Source organism: Prosthecobacter sp., assembly GCF_044226605.1.
Taxonomy (GTDB): Bacteria; Verrucomicrobiota; Verrucomicrobiia; order Verrucomicrobiales; family Verrucomicrobiaceae; genus Prosthecobacter.
The window spans coordinates 185,601-204,428 of record NZ_JBGAGS010000008.1; the positions used below are offsets into that span (position 1 = coordinate 185,601).

General features: G+C 60.7%; 17 protein-coding genes. 14 read left to right on the forward strand and 3 right to left on the reverse strand.

What is annotated here, in order from left to right; translation table 11 throughout:
• The 7 genes from ACILSO_RS12825 (at nt 1) to ACILSO_RS12855 (ending at nt 6,599) form a co-directional block, all read left to right on the forward strand.
• A complete protein-coding gene (locus ACILSO_RS12825) occupies nt 1-927 on the forward strand; it encodes a cation diffusion facilitator family transporter (RefSeq protein WP_395737812.1) in 927 nt (308 codons plus the stop codon).
• Nucleotides 924-1,694 (forward strand): biotin--[acetyl-CoA-carboxylase] ligase, encoded by a 771-nt coding sequence (locus ACILSO_RS12830; protein WP_395737813.1) that lies wholly within the window; start codon nt 924-926, stop codon nt 1,692-1,694. Before ACILSO_RS12825 ends, ACILSO_RS12830 begins: the two co-directional genes overlap by 4 nt.
• Before the next feature lie 46 nt (nt 1,695-1,740).
• Complete coding sequence (gene argS / locus ACILSO_RS12835) at nt 1,741-3,492, forward strand: arginine--tRNA ligase (protein WP_395737814.1); 1,752 nt, start codon at nt 1,741-1,743, stop codon at nt 3,490-3,492.
• 50 nt (nt 3,493-3,542) lie between these two features.
• A complete protein-coding gene (locus tag ACILSO_RS12840; protein ID WP_395737815.1) occupies nt 3,543-3,773 on the forward strand; it encodes an addiction module protein in 231 nt (76 codons plus the stop codon).
• Between the two features lie 3 nt (nt 3,774-3,776).
• Nucleotides 3,777-4,076 carry a type II toxin-antitoxin system RelE/ParE family toxin gene (locus tag ACILSO_RS12845; protein WP_395737816.1) on the forward strand — a complete coding sequence of 100 codons (300 nt, stop codon included), beginning with the start codon at nt 3,777-3,779 and terminating at the stop codon, nt 4,074-4,076.
• Between the two features lie 25 nt (nt 4,077-4,101).
• Nucleotides 4,102-5,340 carry a hypothetical protein gene (locus tag ACILSO_RS12850; RefSeq protein ID WP_395737817.1) on the forward strand — a complete coding sequence of 413 codons (1,239 nt, stop codon included), beginning with the start codon at nt 4,102-4,104 and terminating at the stop codon, nt 5,338-5,340.
• A 62-nt stretch (nt 5,341-5,402) separates the two neighbouring features.
• On the forward strand, nt 5,403-6,599 hold the full coding sequence (locus tag ACILSO_RS12855; protein ID WP_395737818.1) for a DegT/DnrJ/EryC1/StrS family aminotransferase: 1,197 nt from the start codon (nt 5,403-5,405) through the stop codon (nt 6,597-6,599).
• Nucleotides 6,600-6,727: 128 nt separating this feature from the next.
• On the opposite strand, the gene ACILSO_RS12860 is transcribed toward ACILSO_RS12855, so the two are convergent.
• From ACILSO_RS12860 to ACILSO_RS12870, 3 genes are all read right to left on the reverse strand, one after another.
• The gene (locus ACILSO_RS12860; RefSeq protein ID WP_395737819.1) at nt 6,728-7,771 is read right to left on the reverse strand and encodes a tol-pal system YbgF family protein; all 1,044 of its coding nucleotides are present in this window, start codon (nt 7,769-7,771) and stop codon (nt 6,728-6,730) included.
• Nucleotides 7,772-7,950: 179 nt separating this feature from the next.
• Nucleotides 7,951-8,931, reverse strand: a complete 981-nt coding sequence (cysK, locus tag ACILSO_RS12865) for a cysteine synthase A (protein WP_395737820.1) — start codon at nt 8,929-8,931, stop codon at nt 7,951-7,953.
• Nucleotides 8,932-8,984: 53 nt separating this feature from the next.
• Nucleotides 8,985-10,151, reverse strand: coding sequence for a pyridoxal phosphate-dependent aminotransferase (locus tag ACILSO_RS12870; protein WP_395737821.1), 1,167 nt, complete (start codon nt 10,149-10,151; stop codon nt 8,985-8,987).
• 139 nt (nt 10,152-10,290) lie between these two features.
• On the opposite strand from ACILSO_RS12870, the gene ACILSO_RS12875 reads away from it, so the two are divergent.
• From ACILSO_RS12875 to ACILSO_RS12905, 7 genes are read left to right on the forward strand one after another with little or no spacing between them, the layout of a single operon-like run.
• The gene (locus ACILSO_RS12875; RefSeq protein WP_395737822.1) at nt 10,291-11,532 is read left to right on the forward strand and encodes an RsmB/NOP family class I SAM-dependent RNA methyltransferase; all 1,242 of its coding nucleotides are present in this window, start codon (nt 10,291-10,293) and stop codon (nt 11,530-11,532) included.
• Between the two features lie 53 nt (nt 11,533-11,585).
• Nucleotides 11,586-12,428: a sugar phosphate isomerase/epimerase family protein gene (locus ACILSO_RS12880; protein ID WP_395737823.1), complete on the forward strand. Its 843-nt coding sequence runs from the start codon at nt 11,586-11,588 to the stop codon at nt 12,426-12,428.
• Between the two features lie 10 nt (nt 12,429-12,438).
• Nucleotides 12,439-14,574 carry a fused MFS/spermidine synthase gene (locus ACILSO_RS12885; RefSeq protein WP_395737824.1) on the forward strand — a complete coding sequence of 712 codons (2,136 nt, stop codon included), beginning with the start codon at nt 12,439-12,441 and terminating at the stop codon, nt 14,572-14,574.
• 42 nt (nt 14,575-14,616) lie between these two features.
• Entirely contained in the window at nt 14,617-14,874 is a 258-nt protein-coding gene (locus ACILSO_RS12890; protein WP_395737825.1) for an acyl carrier protein, read from the forward strand.
• Nucleotides 14,871-16,205 carry a hypothetical protein gene (locus ACILSO_RS12895; RefSeq protein ID WP_395737826.1) on the forward strand — a complete coding sequence of 445 codons (1,335 nt, stop codon included), beginning with the start codon at nt 14,871-14,873 and terminating at the stop codon, nt 16,203-16,205. The genes ACILSO_RS12890 and ACILSO_RS12895 overlap by 4 nt, the downstream gene beginning before the upstream one ends.
• A gap of 7 nt (nt 16,206-16,212) precedes the next feature.
• Entirely contained in the window at nt 16,213-17,469 is a 1,257-nt protein-coding gene (locus ACILSO_RS12900) for an FAD-dependent oxidoreductase (protein ID WP_395737827.1), read from the forward strand.
• Nucleotides 17,466-18,827 carry a class I adenylate-forming enzyme family protein gene (locus ACILSO_RS12905; protein WP_395737828.1) on the forward strand — a complete coding sequence of 454 codons (1,362 nt, stop codon included), beginning with the start codon at nt 17,466-17,468 and terminating at the stop codon, nt 18,825-18,827. Before ACILSO_RS12900 ends, ACILSO_RS12905 begins: the two co-directional genes overlap by 4 nt.
• Nucleotide 18,828 lies beyond the last annotated feature (1 nt).

The following is an 18,828-nucleotide window of genomic DNA, read 5'->3' on the forward strand; positions in this document are numbered from 1 at the left end:
ATGAGCGCCACCTCCGATGCCACGCGTGCCATGCGGCTCTCGCTCGCCATTGGGTTTCTCATGCTCGTGCTCAAAGTGGGCGCGTATGTGCTCACAGGCTCAGCGGCCATCCTCGGCGATGCCGCCGAGTCCGTCGTTCACGTCGCCGCCGTGATGTTCGCCAGCTTCAGCCTCGGCCTTCTGCACAAGCCCGCCGATGACGACCACCCCTACGGCCACAGCAAGATCGCCTTCTTCTCCGCCGGCCTCGAGGGCGGGCTGATCATCCTCGCGGCGCTGTTTATCATCTACGAGTCGGTGCGCCGCCTCCTGCTGCACCTGCCGCCTGCCAATCTGGACGCAGGCCTCGCCCTCACCGCGCTCACCATCGCCATCAATGCCGCCCTCGGCGTGTATCTCGTCCGCACCGGGAAAAGACAAGGCTCCCTGATCCTCGAGTCCAATGGCAAGCATGTGCTCACGGACGTGTGGACCAGTCTCGGCGCCATCATCGGCCTTGGCCTCGTCGCTTTGACGGGCTGGCACAGCTGGGACTCCATCTGCGGCCTCATCATGGCGGCCAATATCATCTGGACCGGCTACGGCCTCATGCGCCAGAGCGTCGGCGGCCTCATGGACACGGCCGATGCCAGGCTCAATGCCATCCTCGATGCCGCGCTGACCCGCGAGACCGAGAAGCACGGCCTCAAATTTCATGCCCTGCGCCACCGCGATGCTGGAGAGATGCACTACGTGGAAGTCCATCTCCTCTTCCCTGACGACATCATGCTGCGGGACGCCCACCGCATCGCCACGGAAATCGAAACCGCCGTGCAGGCCAGCGTGGAAAATCCGGTGCTCATCACTACTCACCTCGAATGCCAGGGAGATCATGACGAGCTCCATCAGCACGGCGAAGCCAGCGATCCCCACCGCATCCGCGCATGATCCCGCTCGATGCCAGCGCCTTGCAGGATGATGCCCTGCCATGGCACATCACCGTATTGGATGAAGTCGGCTCCACCAGCGACTGGCTCAAACAAAACGCAGCATCCCTCCCCGTCGGCACCGTGGTCTTCACCGAATCCCAAACCGCAGGCCGAGGCCGCCGCGAGAACCGCTGGCTCGCCCCCCGCGGCAAAGACTTGATGTTCTCGCTGCTGCTGCAGCCCGCGGCCTCGATGGAGAAATGGCCGCGCATCACCACCCTCGCAGCCCTCGCCATCTGCAAAGCCATTGAAGCCGAGCTGCCCTTGCAGCCCCGCATCAAATGGCCCAACGACATCTACCTCAGCGATCTCAAAGTCAGCGGCCTGCTGGCAGAGACGGTCTCCGCCCCCGGAGGCATGCGGCTTGTCCTGGGCATCGGCTTGAACGTCAACACCCTCGACTTCCCGCCTGATCTGTCCGCTGCCTCCCTGCTGAAACAGCTGCCCCCGGCTTCGCTCCACGAGATCGACCGCAACCCGCTCGCCAGCCGCCTGCTGGCTGCTCTTCACACCGAATTCCAACGCCTCGACGACGATTTCAGCGCCGCCATCGCCGAAGTCCGCGAGCGTAGCTGGCTTATCGGCCGACAGATCCGCGCCCGCGCTCCGCAGGGCGAAGTCTTTGGCCGCGTACTCGACCTAAATGAGGAAGGCCACCTCATTCTCCAGTTTCCCGATGGCAGCAGCCACACGCTGACCAGCGCCGACGAGGTCCGCCGGGTGTAATTCCGCATTCGACTTTCGCCATTCGGCATTCAAAATGCGCGCCCCCATGTTTCGCGCCATTCTCACGTCCCGTCTTCAAGCCGCCTTCACTGCCGCAGGCATCGCCCTGCCCGAAGGTTTCACCCCCGGTGTGGTCATCGCCTCAGACACCCGCTATGGCGACTACCAGAGCAATGCCGCGATGATCCTGGCCAAGCAGCTCAAGACCAATCCCCGCGCCCTCGCCGAGCAGATCAAGACCGCTCTTCAAGTCGAAGACCTGTGCGAGAAGACCACCGTGGACGGCCCCGGCTTCCTCAATTTCACCCTCAGCGCCCCCGCGCTCGCGCAGCGCCTCTCCGTCATCGTCAAAGACGACCACGTCGGCGTCCCGCAGGTGGAGAAAGCCAAAACCATCGTCGTCGATTTCTCCGCGCCCAACATCGCCAAGCCCATGCACGTGGGCCATATTAGGAGCACCTTCATCGGCGACTCTCTTGCCCGCATGGCCCGCTTCATCGGCCACAAGGTCATCACCGACAACCACGTCGGCGACTGGGGCACCCAGTTCGGCATGATCATTTATGGCTGGAAGAACAAGCTCGATCATGAAAAGCTAAAAGCCGACCCCATCCATGAGTTGGTCAGCGTTTACAAAGCCGTGAACGCCGAAGCCAAAGCAAACGAATCTATCCTTGAGACCTGCAAAGGCGAACTCGTGAAACTGCAGCAAGGCGATACTCAAAACCTCGACATCTGGAAGGAATGTGTGCGCCTCACCCTCGAACAGCTCGAAAAAGTCTACGGCGCTCTCGACATCAAGTTCGACCACTACCTCGGCGAAAGCTTCTACAATGACGCTCTCGCTCCACTCGTGGCAGACATGCTCAATCAGGGCATCGCCACCATCAGCGAAGGCGCCACCGTCGTCTTCAGCGATGGCAGCGTGAAGCCCGAAAACGACCCCTTCCTCATTCGCGAAAAAGACGAATGGAAGGCCGCCCCCTGCATCATCCGCAAAGGCGACGGCGGCTTCCTCTACGCCACCACCGATCTCGCCACCATCGACTACCGCGTCAAGGAGTGGAAGGCCGATGAAATCTGGTACGTCGTTGGCGCACCGCAGCAGCTTCACTTCCGCCAGGTCTTCGCCGCCGCCCAGCGTCGCGGCATCACTACCAAGATGATCCACATCGCCTTCGGCAGCATCCTCGGCCCGGACGGCAAAATGTTCAAAACCCGCAGCGGCGAAACCGTCGGCCTCCTCGAAGTCATCGACGAAGCTATCGAGCGCTCACGCGCCGCAGCCGATGAAAAAGAGCAAGGCCTCACCGACGCCGAAAAAGACGAGATCGCCCGCATCATCGGCGGCGGCTCCGTCAAATACGCCGAACTCAGCCAGAACCGCCTCACCGACTACAAGTTCAGCTGGGACAAAATGCTGAGCCTCCAGGGCAACACGGCCCCCTACCTCATCAACGCCTACGTCCGCACCCGCGCCATCTTCCGCAAGCTCGACGGCGCAGTCACACTCACCGACGACCTCGCCATCACCGAACCCGCCGAACGCGCCCTCGCAATGAAGCTCGCCCAGTTCGCCGAAAACTCCCACGACATCCTCGACGACCATCGTCCGAACCTGCTGGCGAACTACCTCTACGAACTCGCAAACACCTACCACAGCTTCTACGAAGCCTGCAACGTGCTGCGTTCCGAAGGCACCGTCCGCAACACCCGCCTCACCCTCTGCGAAGCCACCAGCCGCGTCCTCAAAACCGGCCTCGGCCTCCTGGGCATTCAGACGACGGAGCGGATGTGAGACCTTGACGATTCCACGGAATCCATCATCCTTACAGTCTTATGACGGCTGTGGCTGCCAAACTCATCCCGCTTCTCGAACCGCTGGAAGCTTCTGACCGCGCCGAACTGGCCACCTGGCTGTTTGACTCGATTGATGACACGCTGGCGGAGCCTGATGCCGCTTATGAACAAGCGTGGGTGCAAGAGATCGAGAGAAGATCGCAGGAGATTCATTCTGGAGCCGTGATTGGAATCCCCTCAGCAGAAGTTTTTGCCGAGATCCGTCGGAAATATTTGTGATGAATGAAGCCTGTCGTATTTCACCCCGAAGCAATTCAGGAGCTGGACGACGCAGTGGCATACTATGCCGAACGCTCCTTCAAGGCTGCCTCGGCCTTTGAAGCAGCCATCGAAATCGGAGTAAATTCCATCGCACAAAACGCAAGCCGCCATGCCTTTTTCTGCGGCACCAGCAAGCGAGCATTCCGCCTGGCTCGGTTTCCTTATCTGATCATCTATGAAGAGCTGCCAGGCCATGTCTGGGTTAATGCCGTTGCTCACGAGCGCCGCCATCCCGATTACTGGAAAAACAGGAAGGCCTAGGATCAATAGCCCTTCATCCAAAAATATGCAGCGCCTCCTCTTCACTCTCCTCATCGGCCTAACTCTCTCCGCAGCCACTGCCGCAGAACTCGCCTTCCCTGAAGCCGCCGGCTTCGGCGCCTTCTCCAAAGGAGGCAAAGGCGGCAAGGTCATCGAAGTCACCCGTCTCGACGACGACCTCAAAAATCCACCCGAAGGTTCCTTCCGCTGGGCTGTGCTGCAGAAAGGGCCGCGCATCGTGAAGTTCAAAGTGGCAGGAACCATCCTGCTTCAAGACGAAGTCGAAATCAGCGAGCCGTTCATCACCATCGATGGTAGCGATGCCCCCGGCATGGGCGTCTGCCTGCGTGGCGGTTCCCTGGAGTTCAACCGCACTCACGACATCATCGTGCGTTACATCCGCGTGCGTCTGGGAGATGAAACGACGAAGCGCAAGAACCGCGATCACAACCTCAAGCGCCCCGAGCACTCAAACGCACTCGACTGCATCGGCCTCTCACGTTGCCATGACGCCATCATCGATCACGTCTCCACCTCCTGGAGCTGCGATGAACTTTTCAGCGTCGTGCATTGCCAGAATGTCACCGTGCAGTGGTGCATCCTGGCCGAACCGCTGAGCAATCCCGAGCTGCACCCCTACGGCGACAACCACGCCTTCTGCTTCAATTCCAGCGCGGACACCATGAGCGTGCATCACTGCCTCTTCGCCCGCTATGTCATGCGCGGCCCCCAGTTTGAAGCCAATGACATGCGCAAGGGCGATGACTACGCCGTGCAGATGGAAGCCATCAATAACGTGATGTTCAACTACGAGCGCTCCGGCTCACGCTACACCACAGGCATCGAGAACCACAAGGACGAAGCCACACCCAAAGGCTACGCCTTCCAGTTCATCGGCAACGTCTATCTCGGCGACCCGAAAAAGCCCGCCATCGAAGCCGTGATGAAACACGAGGTGCATGAAAATGTGCGCGCCTTTGCCAGCGACCGCGCTCAAATTCAGCTCAGCGACACCAAAGGCCGCGAAAAGCTCAAAGACGCCGCCTTGCAGCAGATCCAGGAGCACCCCGTCTTCACCTCCCCCACCCCCATCCCACCGCAAAGCGCCGACGAAGTCCTGCGCGGCGTCCTGGAAAGCGCCGGCTGCTCCCACAAGCGGGACGCAGTGGATCAGCGCGTCATCACCAGCGTGCGGGAAAAAACATTCCTCCCCGTCGTCCGCTCCCAAAACGACGTCGGCGGCTGGCCAAAGCTCGGCGAATAAGGAATCGCTGGCACGGCGGCCATTCGTCATTCATCATTCCGCCTTCGTTATTTCCAGCCGCCATGCCCGTCCCACTCCTCGACGTCAACGCCCAGAACCACCCCCTCGAATCCGAACTCCAGGCCGCCTTCACCCAGGTGCTGCATCACGGAAGGTTCATCATGGGGCCGGAGATGGAGACGTTCGAAGCCGAGATCGCCGCGATGGTCGGTGTAAAGCACGCGCTGTCAGTCTCCTCCGGCACGGATGCCCTGCTGCTGGCGCTCATGGCGCTCGACATCAAAGCTGGTGATGAGGTCCTCTGCCCCGCCTTCACCTTCTTCGCCACCGCAGGCGCCGTCTCACGCCTCGGCGCCATCCCGGTCTTCACCGACGTCTGCCCCGTCTGCTTCAACATGGACGTGAACGACGCACGGAAAAAGATCACCGCGAAAACGCGCGCCATCATTCCCGTGCATCTCTTCGGCCAGTGCGCGGACATGATCCCCATCCTGGCCCTGGCCAAGGAACACGGCCTCAAAGTCATCGAAGACGCCGCGCAATCCATCGGCGCCAAATACCGCGGCACCAGCAGCGGTACCTTGGGCGACTTCGGCACTTACAGCTTCTTCCCCAGCAAAAACCTCGGCGGTTTTGGCGACGGCGGCATGCTCGTCACCAATGATGACGCACTGGCCGAATACGCCCGCGTGCTGCGCGTGCACGGTGGCAAGCCCAAATACTACCACCACTACGTCGGTGGCAATTTCCGCATGGACACGCTGCAGTGTGCCCTGCTGAGCGTGAAAGTGAAACGCTACGCCCAATACACCGCAGACCGCCAGCGCAATGCCGCCCATTACATCGAGGCCCTGTCCAAGATCCCCGGCGTGGTTCAGGCCAATCCGGAACACTGCAAATGCGTCAGCACCCAGGACACCTGGCTGACCACCCAGCACGCCAAAATCATCCTGCCCGTCAGTTACGAGCACAACGAGCATATCTGGAACCAGTTCACCATCCGTGTGCTCTCCAGTCAGCGCGACTCCCTGCGCGATCATCTCGTCGCCAAAAAAATTGGCTGTGACATCTATTACCCCGTCACACTCGATCAGCAGACCTGTTTTGCGGATCTGCCCACCACCTCTCTCTCCGGCTGCGAGGTCTCACACCGCGTCGCCAGCGAGGTGCTCAGCATTCCGATCTATGGAGAACTCACCGAAGCGCAGCGCGAAGAGGTCATCGACGCGATCCGCGAGTGGGTTCTTGCGACATCATAAGATCGCGGCAGCGAGCATCATACCCGAAGGGATCATCGCGATCCCCGCTTCAGAAAGGCTGTGGCGAGATGAAAATGAAAGGGACCACAAGAATGGTCCCTCACAGTCCCCGTTCACAAACGGGACGATCAGGGCTTCACCGGTGCTGGCGTAGGCGCTGCAGGAGCCGGGGTTTCAGCACTTGGCGCTGACGGCGAAGTCGGCACGGCAGGCACAGGAGTCGGAGCGGGAGCAGGTGCTGCCGCTGGGGGATTCGAAGCCGGGGCCGGAGCAGGGGCTGGGGTCAGCGGCAGCGGGGCCGGCACAAGCGGCGGTGTGGGAGGGGCGGGAGCCGGCGCCGGGGTGCTCGCTCCGGGTGCTGGCACAGGCGGAGGCGTCGGCGCAGGAGCAGGCACTGCAGGTGTGGTCACCGCAGGAGCGGGAGCACCAGGAGGAGTGATCATGGCTGGGATGGGAGGCGCACCAGGAGGATTGATCGTGGCACCAATGCCGCCACCGGGAGAATTCAGCTTCAGATTCGGCACGCCCGGGACGGCTGGCGCTGCAGGCTTGGGCTCCACTTTGGGAGCCGGTGGAGGATCAACTTCTTTGGTCGGCAGGGCCGCCGCGATCCACCCGAGGCGGCTCTGACTGATGGTCTGGAACTCCGGAAGGTCCGGGAACTTCACAGCAACGTCCTCATACGCCTTCTTGGCCTCTTCGGACTTGCCCTGAGCCCAGAGCAAGTCTCCCAGACGCACCTGCGCCAGGGGAGCGGCTTCACTGGAGGCAAATTCATTGACCACACGTTCAAAAACGGTCTTCGCCTCCTTGCTTTCCCCCATGGCATCCAGCTTGGTACCCAGGCCCAGCAGAGCATAGACAGCCAGCGGGTTGCCGGAATCCTTGGTGGTAAATTCTCTGAGGGCTTCCACGGCGGAGGACTTCTTGTTTTGGTCCCACAGCAGGTCAGCCTTGAGCAGCAGTGCATTGGCCGCGGCATTGGTGCCAGGATAACGCGAGATCACCAGATCGCAGTCATCCACAGTCTTGGCGCTTGTGAAGGCTTCGGAAGCCTCATTGGCCTTGGCCTTGTTTTGAAGATGGATAAAGGCACCCGCTATCAGTGCGACCACCACGAGAATGAAGACCCAGACGAGCTTGCGGAAGTTGTCCTCAATGAACTTTTCCATGCCTGTGGATGGAAGCTCTTGGGATGCGGAATCAAATTGAGACATAAAAGAGGGAGGATTGAAATCGAAAGGGTCGGCAGGTCTGGAAAATAACGGAAAAGGAAGCCGGCTACACGCTCTGGTTTGGGTGTTTGCTGGCTTCCTTCGTCAGTTCTTAGCCCGTCATGGCGAAGCTTGGCTTACGCTCCCACCTGGGCGCGGGCTTCATCGGCCAGCGCAGTGGAGAGATAGCGCTCGCCCGTGGAGCAGGCGACGGTGACGATCAGCTTGCCGGCGTTTTCAGGACGCTTGGCCACTTCAATGGCGGCAAGGACGTTGGCTCCGGTGCTGATCCCGACGAGAATGCCTTCTTCCTTGGCCAGGCGGCGTGCCATGGCAAAGGCGGCGTCGTTGCTGATCTTGATGCACTCGGTGATCTGCGGATTGCCAGCGCTGTCCTTGAGATGCAGGTTGGTGGGGACGAATCCAGCACCAGTGCCTTGAATCTTGTGCGGTCCGGGTTGCACGGGCTGTCCGGCCAGGGTCTGGCTGATGACTGGGGACGCCTCGGGTTCCACAGCGATGGCGGTGAAGCTTGGCTTGCGTGGCTTGAGCACTTCCGTCACGCCAGTGATGGTGCCACCCGTGCCCACAGCGGCCACGAGAATGTCGATCTTGCCGTCCGTGTCTGCCCAAAGTTCTTCAGCAGTGGTCTTCGAGTGGATGGCAGGATTCGCAGGATTTTCAAACTGCTGCGGCATCCAGGCATTCGGCGTGGTGGAGACGATCTCCGTGGCCTTGGCGATCGCACCCTTCATGCCCTGAGCACCTGGGGTGAGCACGAGTTCAGCGCCGAGCAGCGCGAGCAGCGTGCGGCGTTCCAGAGACATCGTCTCAGGCATCGTCAGGATGAGCTTGTAGCCCTTCGCTGCAGCCACAAACGCGAGCGCGATGCCGGTGTTGCCGCTGGTAGGCTCCACAATGACGGTGTCCTTGGTCAAAATGCCGCGCTTCTCCGCGTCTTCGATCATGGCAGCACCGATACGATCCTTCACGCTGCCCAGCGGATTGAAGAACTCGCACTTCAAAGCGACGGTGGCATTGAGGCCGGCAGTGACTTTGTTGAGCTTCACCAGCGGTGTTTTGCCCACGGTTTCGACGATGTTGTTGTAGATGCCCATGATCGTGTTCGGTTTGCGGTTAATTTGCGGAGGGTTGCCGTAGTTGGCCTAAATTAGTGCTGATTGCAGAACTCTTCGAAGCGGTCCATGCCGGCATTGATCACGTCCAGACCGGTGGCGTAGCTGAAGCGCACGGTGTGCTCCGCACCGAAGGCCACGCCGGGGACGATCGCTACCTTCTGCTTGCTCAGCAGCTTCTCGCAGAAGTTCACGCTCTTGATCTGGGTAGGCTCGATGTCCACCAGGAAGTAGAAGGCACCCATCGGCTCCACCACACGGATGTTCTTGATGTTGTTCAGGCGGCCCAGCATGTACTGGCGGCGCACGTCGAACTCATCGCGCATGTCGCTCACGATCTGCTGGTCCATCTGCAGGGCGGCCAGGGCGCCGTATTGGGCGAAGCTGGTCGGATTGCTGGTGGTGTGGCTCTGGATCGTGTCGATCGCGTCGGCGATCTTCTTCGGAGCTGCGGTGTAGCCCAGGCGCCAGCCGGTCATGGCGTATGCCTTGGAGAAGCCGTTGATGGTGATGGTGTGGTCGTAGATCTCCTTGCTCAGGGAGGCGATGCTCACGTGCTCGTGGCCGCCATAGACCAGCTTTTCATAGATTTCGTCGGAAAGGATCACGATGCCCTCGCCCACGGCGATCTCGGCCAGAGCCTTCAGCTCATCCTTGGAGTAGATGGAGCCGGTCGGATTGCCGGGAGTGTTCAGGATGATCATCTTCGTCATCGGGGACATGGCGTCCTCAAATTCATCTGGAGTGAGCTTCCAGCCGTTTTCGCGCTTCGTTTCCACGATCACCGGGATGCCGCCGACGATGCGCACCATCTCAGGATAGCTGGTCCAGTAAGGAGCAGGGATGATGACTTCGTCGCCAGGATTCACGCAGGCGAGGATGGCGTTGTAGCAGGAGTGCTTGGCACCGCAGTTCACGCTAATCTGGGAGGGCTCATACTGGACGTTGTTGTCCACCATCAGCTTGGCGGCGATGGCCTCGCGGAGTTCCAGGATGCCGGCGCTTTCGGTGTAGCGGGTTTTGCCGCTGGTCAGTGCCTTGGTGGCGGCCTCAATGATGGGAGCCGGAGTGTCAAAGTCGGGTTCGCCGGCTCCGAAGCTCAGCACGTCCACGCCCTGCTTCTTGAGCGCCTTCGCCTGGGCGGTGATGGACAGGGTCATTGAAGGAGCTACTTCGGCGATGTTCTTGGCGATAAAATCCATGGTCTGGGGTGGTTGGGCGGGTGAAAATGGCGGGGGGCCAACTATAAAGGCGGGGGCGGGAAGTTTGTCAATCATTCCTCCCACCGCAGAGAAAGGGCGGCTTGTGTCCCGCGCCGTGCCGCCTTAGTCGTGCACACTCATGAGCCACCCACGCCAGTCCTCCCCTTCCCGCCCTCCCGCCGTCCCCATCAGAGGCATGGCGCTGGATGTTTTGGGCGAGTGGGCCAAAGGCGAACGCTTTGCCGCGGACCTCATGGACTACATCCAGCGTGAGAACCAGCTCAGCACGCCGGACACCGCCTTTTTGCGCGACATCGTCCTCACCACCCTGCGCAATCTCTCCCTGCTGGACCACTGGATCGACCTCATCACCGACGGCAAGCACCTCGACCACCGCAGTCGCTGGGGCCTGCGCATCGGCCTCTGCCAGGTGTTGATTCTCAAGGTTTCAGAATACGCCGCCGTGAATGAAACCGTGGCCGCCACAGGCCGTGCGCGCAGCCTCATCAATGCCGTGCTCCGTCGCGCCTGCCGGGAATCCGAAGAGTTGCTGGCCATGGTGCCCACGCTTCCGCTGGAGACCCGCACCTCGCACCCGAAATGGCTCATCGAGCACTGGCTCAGCCTCTACGGCGAAGCCAAAACCACCGCCCTTTGCGAGTGGAATCAAATCCCAGCTCCCATTTGCGCCCGCGTCAATCACCTCTACCCGCAGCTCACCGAAACGACGGACGACTTCATCGTCTGCGAGAGCCTGCCGCGGGAAGATTTGAGCGTCGGAAAAGTTTACATGCAGGACCCCAGCACCGCCGTGGCCCCTCGTCTGCTGGCCCCGCAGCCCGGCCAGCGTGTGCTCGATGCCTGCGCCGCCCCCGGTGGCAAGACCGCTCTGCTGGCGCAGCTCATGGAAAACACCGGTGAGATCATCGCCTGCGATGTCGCCCCCGGCCGCCTGCGCCGCCTGGAAGGAAATCTCCACCGCCTTCACGTGGCAAACACCCACATCGAGCAGCACGACTGGGCCGATCCAGAAATCCCCGCCTTCGCCAAAGCCGGCTTCGACCGCATCCTCCTCGATGTCCCCTGCTCCAACACCGGCGTCATGCGCCGCCGCGTGGACGTCCGCTGGCGCCTGGAACCCGCCGACATCACCGCCCAGGTGGAAACCCAGACGCTCCTGCTCAAAAACTGCCTCCGCGTCCTCAAGCCCGGCGGCATCCTCGTTTACAGCACCTGCAGCATCGAACCCGCCGAAAACGAACAGCTTGTCGCCGCAGTCCTCGAATCAACCCCAGGCTACGAACTCCTCACCACCCGCCACAGCTTCCCTCCCGAAGATCAAATGGACGGCGCCTTCGCCGCTGCGATCCGCCGGGTGTGAACTTCTTGCGTGACATCCACCCTGCCTTTCTTCAACAATCCGCCCCTTCACTCATGAAATTCACCTCCCTCCTTCTCGCCCTCACGCTCGCGACTCCTATCTTCGCCGCTGATGCCCCTAACGCCGCCGGTTTGCAGCTCTACAGTCTGCGCAGCCAGTTCAAGCTGCGTGGGGTGGCCTGGACGCTGGATCAGGTGAAGCAGTTCGGCATCAAGGAAGTGGAGCTTGCCGGCACCTACGATCTGACCGCCGAACAGTTTAAAGCCGAGCTGGAGAAGCGCGAGCTGAAGGCGGTGAGCAGCCACTTCCCTTACGCACGTTACAAGAACGATCTCGACAACGTGGTGAAGGAAGCGAAGACGCTGGGCCTCAAATATGCGGGTTGCGCTTGGATCGACCACAAGGACAGCTTTGACGAAGCGGAGTGCCGGGATGCCATCGCCGTCTTCAACAAAGCGGGTGAAGCCCTCGCCAAGGAAGGCATCACGATGTTTTACCATGCGCACGGGTTCGAATTTGAGCCTTATGGCGACGGCACACTGCTGGACCTCTTCCTGAAGGAGACCAAGCCTGAATTCGTCTCCATGCAGATGGACATTCTGTGGATCGTCTTCCCCGGCCAGGATCCGGTGAAGCTTTTGGAAAAATACAGCGGCCGCTGGAAGCTCATGCACCTCAAGGACCTCAAAAAAGGCGTGGCCACCGGCTTCCTGACGGGCAAGACCGACGTGGAAAACGATGTCGTTCTCGGCAGCGGCCAGATGGACTGGGCTGCGATCTTCGCTGCTGCGCGCAAGAATGGCATCAAGCACTACTTCATCGAAGACGAATCCTCTACCTCAATGGAGCAGATTCCACAGAGCCTGAAGTTCCTGCGCGCCAACGGCTTCGAGTGATCTCACTCTCATGTCCCGCCGCCTTCACGCCATGGTTCTGCATGGCGTTTTCATCCTTTCTGGCATTTCGGCGCTGATTTACCAGCTCGTGTGGCAGCGTGCGCTGCTGACGATCTATGGAAGCAACGTCGAATCCGTGGCGATGGTGGTGGCGGCGTTTTTAGCGGGGCTTGGCATCGGCAGCATCGCAGGCGGGTGGATTTCAAAATTTGCCCGTGCACCGCTGGTGCTGCTGTTTGGCCTCGCGGAGCTTGGCGTGGGGGCCTACGGCCTTATATCCCTGAAGCTGTTTGATGCCGTGGGCGCGCTGACTTCCGCGCAATCGCACGGTTTGACCACCGGTGCGCTCGTTTTCCTCCTGGTGTTTCTGCCCACACTGCTCATGGGGGCAACCCTGCCACTACTCGTAGCCCATCAAGTGCGCGATACGGCGCATGTGGGAGAAAGTGTGAGCAGGCTGTATTTTGTGAACACGCTCGGCGCAGCGCTCGGCGCCTACATCGCGGCACACTGGCTGCTCGGCAGCTTTGGCATGAGCGGCACCACCCGCATCGCGGCCTGTTTGAATGCCACGGCGGCGCTGGTTGTGCTGCTGATCTTGAGAAAGCCTGCTGCCGAGGCTCCGGCTGCGGTGGTAGCAGAGGTTACGACGGCATGCGAGATTCCTTTTCGCACGGCTTTGCAATGGTCGGCACTTTCTGGATTTTTGGCGCTGTCGTGGGAGATCATCTGGTCGCGTGTGTTCAATTTCGCCAGTGCTTCCAAGGCCCCCGTGTTTGGCTACATGTTAGGTAGTTACCTGCTGGGACTGGCGCTTGGCTCGCTGCTCAGTCCGCGCGTGCTGAGGCAAGCGGGTGAACTGCGTGGAAAACTGGCGCGCTGGGTGGCAGTTTCGAGCGTGGGAGGTTTCCTGGTGGCTCCGCTGACGGCGGAGGCGGCATGTTACCTTTCGTGGGAGCTGGGGTATCTCTTCGTCGTCATTGCCGGGGCATTGATCGGCCTCACCTTTCCCCTGCTCTGTCATGCGGCTATTCCTCCGGGCAACGACACCGGCAGGCAGCTTTCCTGGTTGTACCTGGCCAATATCATCGGCTCGGGCGCGGGCAGTCTGCTCACGGGGTTTCTATTCATGGAGTGGATGAGCCTCCATTTGCTCAGCTATGCGCTTCTTTTCGTTTCCTTGCTATGGATCAGAAACATCGCGCCGCGTGGAGAATTTCGCGTACTGGCCGCCAAAGTCTTCGCTGCCACCGGGCTTTTCGTGGGTTCGTTCGTATGGCTTTACGAGCATCTGCAGTACAAGCATGAATTCAAAGGAGGCATGCGCTTTGCGCAGACGATTGAGTCACGCCATGGGGTCATCACGGTGGACACGAGCAATGCGGTCTATGGGAATGGGGCGTATGACGGAATGATCGGCACGCGGCTGGAGCCGAAGGCGTGGCTGGTGCGTCCGTATTTTCTTTCGGCGGTGCGGGAGCGCATTGAGAATGTGCTGGTTATCGGAGTGGCCAGTGGATCGTGGACGCAGATTTTAGTCAGTCATCCGCAGGTGAAGAAGGTCACGGCCATTGAGCTGAGCCATGGGTATCTGGATCTTATTCGCGCACGGCCGGAGGTGGCCAGTCTGCTGAGCAATCCGAAGCTGGAACTGGTAATCGATGACGGTCGGCGATGGTTGCGGCAACACCCTGAGGCGCGTTTTGACGCTATTGTGATGAATACCACGCATCATTGGCGCGAGTTTGCTTCGGCGCTGCTTTCGCGGGAGTTTTTGACGGAGGTCAAAGCGCACCTCACGCCGGATGGCATCGCCTTCTGGAACTGCACGGAGTCGCCACGCGCTGCAAGGACAGGCATGGAAGTGTTTCCAGAGACAATGATGGTCATGAACCACTGCCTGGCCAGCAATGCGCCTCTGGAACCAGACCGTGACCGATGGCAGAAAATCCTGGCAGAATATCGCATCGACGGGAAACCCGTTGTTGCGGCGGATCAGATTGAGGGCGTGCTGGAATTCCTCAACGGCGAGGCTCTGCCTGTGCCCGGCGACATGTGGCACTGGTGCCGCCGACCGGCCATGGAGGCCGCCTGGGGAGAGGCGAAGATCATCACGGATGATAATCTGGGGCATGAGTATCCTTAAGCGGGAATTTGCATTCTCGTTCGCTTAAGGTCATAGAGCTGCATGTCTCCACCTGACACCACCCCGGGCGCCATGATTGAACTTGTACGTGAAACGGTCCTGCCGGATCTGCCGGAGGATTTTGGTGCTGAGTCTGACTTCTTTGAGGCTGGGCTGGACTCGATGGGGGTGATGCAGCTGGTGATGTATCTGGAGGAACGCTATGGAAAGAAAGTGGAACCGACGGAACTGAGTCGCGCGAATTTCCGCAGCGGGCAGGCGATGACGGCGCTGGTGATGGGACAAGCGGTGGCGGCATGAGCACCCCGGTGATCCCCCAGTTTCCCATTTCGGGCACCGACGGCTTCGTCGTAGCCTTGGACTACCTGGCACGGTCCGCGGACGGACGTGGGCTGGATGCTTTGAGCGAGATTCAGGTGAGCGGACGGCCGGATGAAGAACGCCTGCGCTGGCTGGCGGCGGAACTGCCGAAGCGGATGCCGCTGCTTCATGCCACTCTGTGCAAGGACGGGTTGTTTGGGGTGCCGTATTGGGAGTGCTCAGGAGAGGCGGTGGGCATTCCGATTGAGTTTCATCGGGTGCGGGGTGTGGAAGGGAAAGAGTCGGTGATTGAGTCGATCTCTGAACTGCGTGGCAAGAGAATGCAGGGACATGCACGAAGCTCCCTGGGACCACCTCATGTGCGGCTGGATGTGGTGCGGACGAGTGATGAGACGTGGTCGATCCTGATGAACTGGTCCCACCTGCTGCTGGATGGCACGGGAGTGGAACTGCTGTTCAAACACATGGATGAGCTGTGGCAGAATCCGCAGGCGGCCTCGCCAAAGCAGCCGGTGGTGAAGAATGACAAGCCGTGGTGGAAGCTGTTTCAGGAAAGTGAGAGCTGCGGAAGGCACCTCATGGCACTGGGAGTGGAACCGTTTGTTTCGGCAAGCCGTGGCAAGGTGGTGAGCGGAAGGCGCTGCTGCCTGTGGGAGACGTTTTCCAAGGAGGAGACGGCCCGGGTAAGAGCCTCGCTGGGGAAGATCGGCGGGGACATGATGAGGACGTTTTTTTATGCGGGACTTGCCGCGAGATGCCATCAGGCGGTGTTTCATGCGCGCGGATGCAGCAATCTGTCCTATGCGGTGACGATGCCGGTGCAGCAGCGGCCGAAGGATGGGGCGGGAAAGACGGCGATTTTTCAGAATCACATGTCGATGTTCTTTTTCATTCTGAAGGATGACGACCTGAAGGATCTTGGAATGGCAAGCAGGGTCTTGATGAAGCAGCACATGGAACATCTGAAGCTGAAGAGGCACTTGTCCTTCAACTCGCTGCAACTGCTGACGCGGCGCATGCCGGGGAAAACCATGCTGGATATGGTCAGACTGGCGCAACGGGGGGAAATAGCGTCCTGCTACCATGCCTATACGGGGAATTTTGGGGAGGGCATGACGACTTTCTGCGGAGGGGAGATTGTGAATGCGATCCACATGCCGACGGTGAATGCGCCGCCGGGGAGCGGGGTGTTTGTGAGTGAGTGCCGGGAGCAGCTTACGGTGACCTTGAGCTACCTGGATACGTGCCTGAGCGAAGCTGAGACGGAACTCGTGAGGGAGCGCTGGCGTTCTGATCTTCTAGGTGAATGATGCGACGATGAATCCGGACGTGCTCATCATCGGTGGAGGCAGCGCAGGCGTGGCGGCGGCGCTGGCGGCTGCACGTGGTGGCAAGGAGACGCTGCTGGTGGAACGGCATGGAATGCTGGGCGGTGCGGGAACGGCTTCGCTGGTGCATTCGTTCTGCGGACTGTATGACCTGCCGGTGACGGCGGATGCGGCGCCGAGGGTGGCGAACCCGGGGCTGCCGGTGGAGTTTGAACGGGAGCTGCTGGCGCGGGGGATTGGGCATGGTCCGATGAGGATGGGGCGGGTGGATGTGCTGATGCATCAGCCGCAAAAGCTCGCGCTGTTTCTCGATGTTGTGTGTCGGATTCAGCAAAAACTTAAGGTTTGTTTACATACTGAGGTGACCGGATGTGAGGTGGCGGGGGACCGGATTTTGGAAGTGACGCTGCAATGCCGGGGGGCGGTGTGGAAAGTGAGACCGCGGATGATGGTGGATGCGAGCGGGGATGCGGTGGTGGCGGCACTGACGGGGCACCCATGGGAGCAGACGCCGACGCATGAGCTGCAACGTCCGGCTTACATTGTGGGGATCGGGGATGTGGATGGCGAGGCGCTGACGGGGGATGGGCCGCTGAAGATTGCGGGATGTCTGGCGAGGGCGATCAAGGAGAGGAAGTTGCCGGGGGAAGCGGCGGGGGCGCACTTTCGTGGAGGGGTGGGTTTGAACGAAGTTTTCCTGACGCTGGATCTGCCGAGGGATGCGATGGATGTGGAGGGGCTGACGCTGACTGAGATGCAGGGACGTGAGGTGACGTATGCGATTGTGGATTATTTGAGGGAGAGCCTGGAGGGTTTTGGAAAGGCGAGGATCACGACGCTGCCGGTGAGAGCTGGGGTGCGTGAGAGCCGGAGGTGGGTGGGAGAGATGACGGTGACGGAGGAGGACATTCTGGAGAGCCGGAGGGATGTGCATGCGGTGGCGAATGCGACATGGCCGATGGAGCTGCGGGAGACGGCGCGTGGGCCGAGGCTGCTGTATCCGAAGGAGGCGAAGGCGTGCGGGATTTCGCTGGGGGCGCTGCGGGCGCGTGATTTGAAGAATGTGTTTGTGGCGGGGCGGTGCATCTCGGCGACGCATCGGGCGCAGGCGAGTACGCGGGTGATGGGGACGGCGCTGGCGACTGGACAGGCGGTGGGGATTGCGGCCACGTTTGATGAGCAGGATACCGCGACTCTCGCGCCGCGAGTGTGTGAGGTTTTGAACCAACTTGAACAAGCGAAGTGAACATTGTTGATCTGATCTTTGAACGAAGCACGGCCACGCATTCCGCGGTGGTGAGTCCGGAACTGCAGCTGACGTTTGGTGAGCTGGAGGCGCGCATGAGGGAGTGCGGGCGGAGGCTGAAGGAGGATGCGAACTGGCCGAAGAAGGAGAGGCCGCGCATCGGGCTGGATGCGCCGAGCGGAGCGGACTACATTGTGGTGGCGCTGGCGATTTTGCAGCAGGACGCGTGCTTTGTGCCGATCCCGAATGAGCTGACGGCGAGCGAGCGGGTGCAGTTGGCGAAGGCGACGGCGCTGGATGCGATCGTGCATGGGCCGGAGCTGCGAGTGGAGGCGGTAGTAAAGGATGGAGCGGCGGCGTTTGATGAGGCGGCGCTGAATGCGCTGAATCCGGCGTTCATTCGGTTCAGCAGCGGGACGACGGGGGCTTCGAAGGGGATTGTGATTTCGCATGAGACGCTGCTGGGACGGATCACGGCGGCGAATGAGGGACTCAAAATTGGGCCGGAGGATCGGGTGCTGTGGGTGCTGCCGATGGCGCATCACTTTGCGGTTTCGATTGTGCTGTATCTCTATCATGGAGCGACGACGATCCTGGCGCCGGCGAGTGATCCGAAGGTGATGCTGGAGATGATGCAGGCGCATGGGGCGACGGTGATGTATGGCTCGCCGTATCATTACACGATGCTCTCGGGGCAGCCGAATGCGGCGGAGCTGGGAGGGCTGAGGCTGGCGGTTTCGACGGCGTTTGCGCTGACGAACGAGGTGGCGGAGCTGTTTGCGAGCAAGACGGGGCTTCACTTGACGCAGGGCATGGGCATTATCGAGGCGGGGCTGCCGATTCTGAATTTAAAGCATGCGAAGGAGAAGCCGACTTCCATTGGTCAGCCGCTGCCGGCGTTTGAGGTGAAGCTTGAGGATGGGGAGCTAATGCTGCGGGGGCCGGGGGTGTTTGATGCGTACCTGACGCCGTGGCAGCCGCGAGAGTCGGTGCTGCGGGACGGGTGGTTTGCCACGGGAGACATCGCCGAACAGGATGATGACGGGTGCTTTTACCTGCGAGGGCGGGTGCGCAGCGTGATCAATGTGGGCGGCTTGAAATGCTTTCCGGAAGAGGTGGAGGCGGTGCTGTGCAGCCATGCGGGCGTGAAGGCGGCTCGTGTCTCCGGGCGGGCCCACCCGGCGCTGGGGGCGATGCCGGCGGCGGAGATCATTCCGCAAGATGCCGATGCCCCGCCGAAGGTGATTGAGCTGAGAAAGCTTTGCCAGGAGCGGCTCTCCGCCTACAAGGTGCCCCTGTTCTACACTTTTGTTTCCGAACTGCCGCTGACTGCGAGCGGCAAACTCCGACGCTATTGAT

What these genes read in the sequence shown, in the direction of transcription:
- ACILSO_RS12825 (WP_395737812.1), top strand. Translation starts at nt 1, where the DNA reads ATGAGCGCCACCTCCGATGCCACGCGTGCCATGCGGCTCTCGCTCGCC.
- ACILSO_RS12830 (WP_395737813.1), top strand. Translation starts at nt 924, where the DNA reads ATGATCCCGCTCGATGCCAGCGCCTTGCAGGATGATGCCCTGCCATGG.
- argS (WP_395737814.1), top strand. Translation starts at nt 1,741, where the DNA reads ATGTTTCGCGCCATTCTCACGTCCCGTCTTCAAGCCGCCTTCACTGCC.
- ACILSO_RS12845 (WP_395737816.1), top strand. Translation starts at nt 3,777, where the DNA reads ATGAAGCCTGTCGTATTTCACCCCGAAGCAATTCAGGAGCTGGACGAC.
- ACILSO_RS12850 (WP_395737817.1), top strand. Translation starts at nt 4,102, where the DNA reads ATGCAGCGCCTCCTCTTCACTCTCCTCATCGGCCTAACTCTCTCCGCA.
- ACILSO_RS12855 (WP_395737818.1), top strand. Translation starts at nt 5,403, where the DNA reads ATGCCCGTCCCACTCCTCGACGTCAACGCCCAGAACCACCCCCTCGAA.
- ACILSO_RS12860 (WP_395737819.1), bottom strand. Translation starts at nt 7,771, where the DNA reads ATGGAAAAGTTCATTGAGGACAACTTCCGCAAGCTCGTCTGGGTCTTC.
- cysK (WP_395737820.1), bottom strand. Translation starts at nt 8,931, where the DNA reads ATGGGCATCTACAACAACATCGTCGAAACCGTGGGCAAAACACCGCTG.
- ACILSO_RS12870 (WP_395737821.1), bottom strand. Translation starts at nt 10,151, where the DNA reads ATGGATTTTATCGCCAAGAACATCGCCGAAGTAGCTCCTTCAATGACC.
- ACILSO_RS12875 (WP_395737822.1), top strand. Translation starts at nt 10,291, where the DNA reads ATGAGCCACCCACGCCAGTCCTCCCCTTCCCGCCCTCCCGCCGTCCCC.
- ACILSO_RS12880 (WP_395737823.1), top strand. Translation starts at nt 11,586, where the DNA reads ATGAAATTCACCTCCCTCCTTCTCGCCCTCACGCTCGCGACTCCTATC.
- ACILSO_RS12885 (WP_395737824.1), top strand. Translation starts at nt 12,439, where the DNA reads ATGTCCCGCCGCCTTCACGCCATGGTTCTGCATGGCGTTTTCATCCTT.
- ACILSO_RS12890 (WP_395737825.1), top strand. Translation starts at nt 14,617, where the DNA reads ATGTCTCCACCTGACACCACCCCGGGCGCCATGATTGAACTTGTACGT.
- ACILSO_RS12895 (WP_395737826.1), top strand. Translation starts at nt 14,871, where the DNA reads ATGAGCACCCCGGTGATCCCCCAGTTTCCCATTTCGGGCACCGACGGC.
- ACILSO_RS12900 (WP_395737827.1), top strand. Translation starts at nt 16,213, where the DNA reads ATGAATCCGGACGTGCTCATCATCGGTGGAGGCAGCGCAGGCGTGGCG.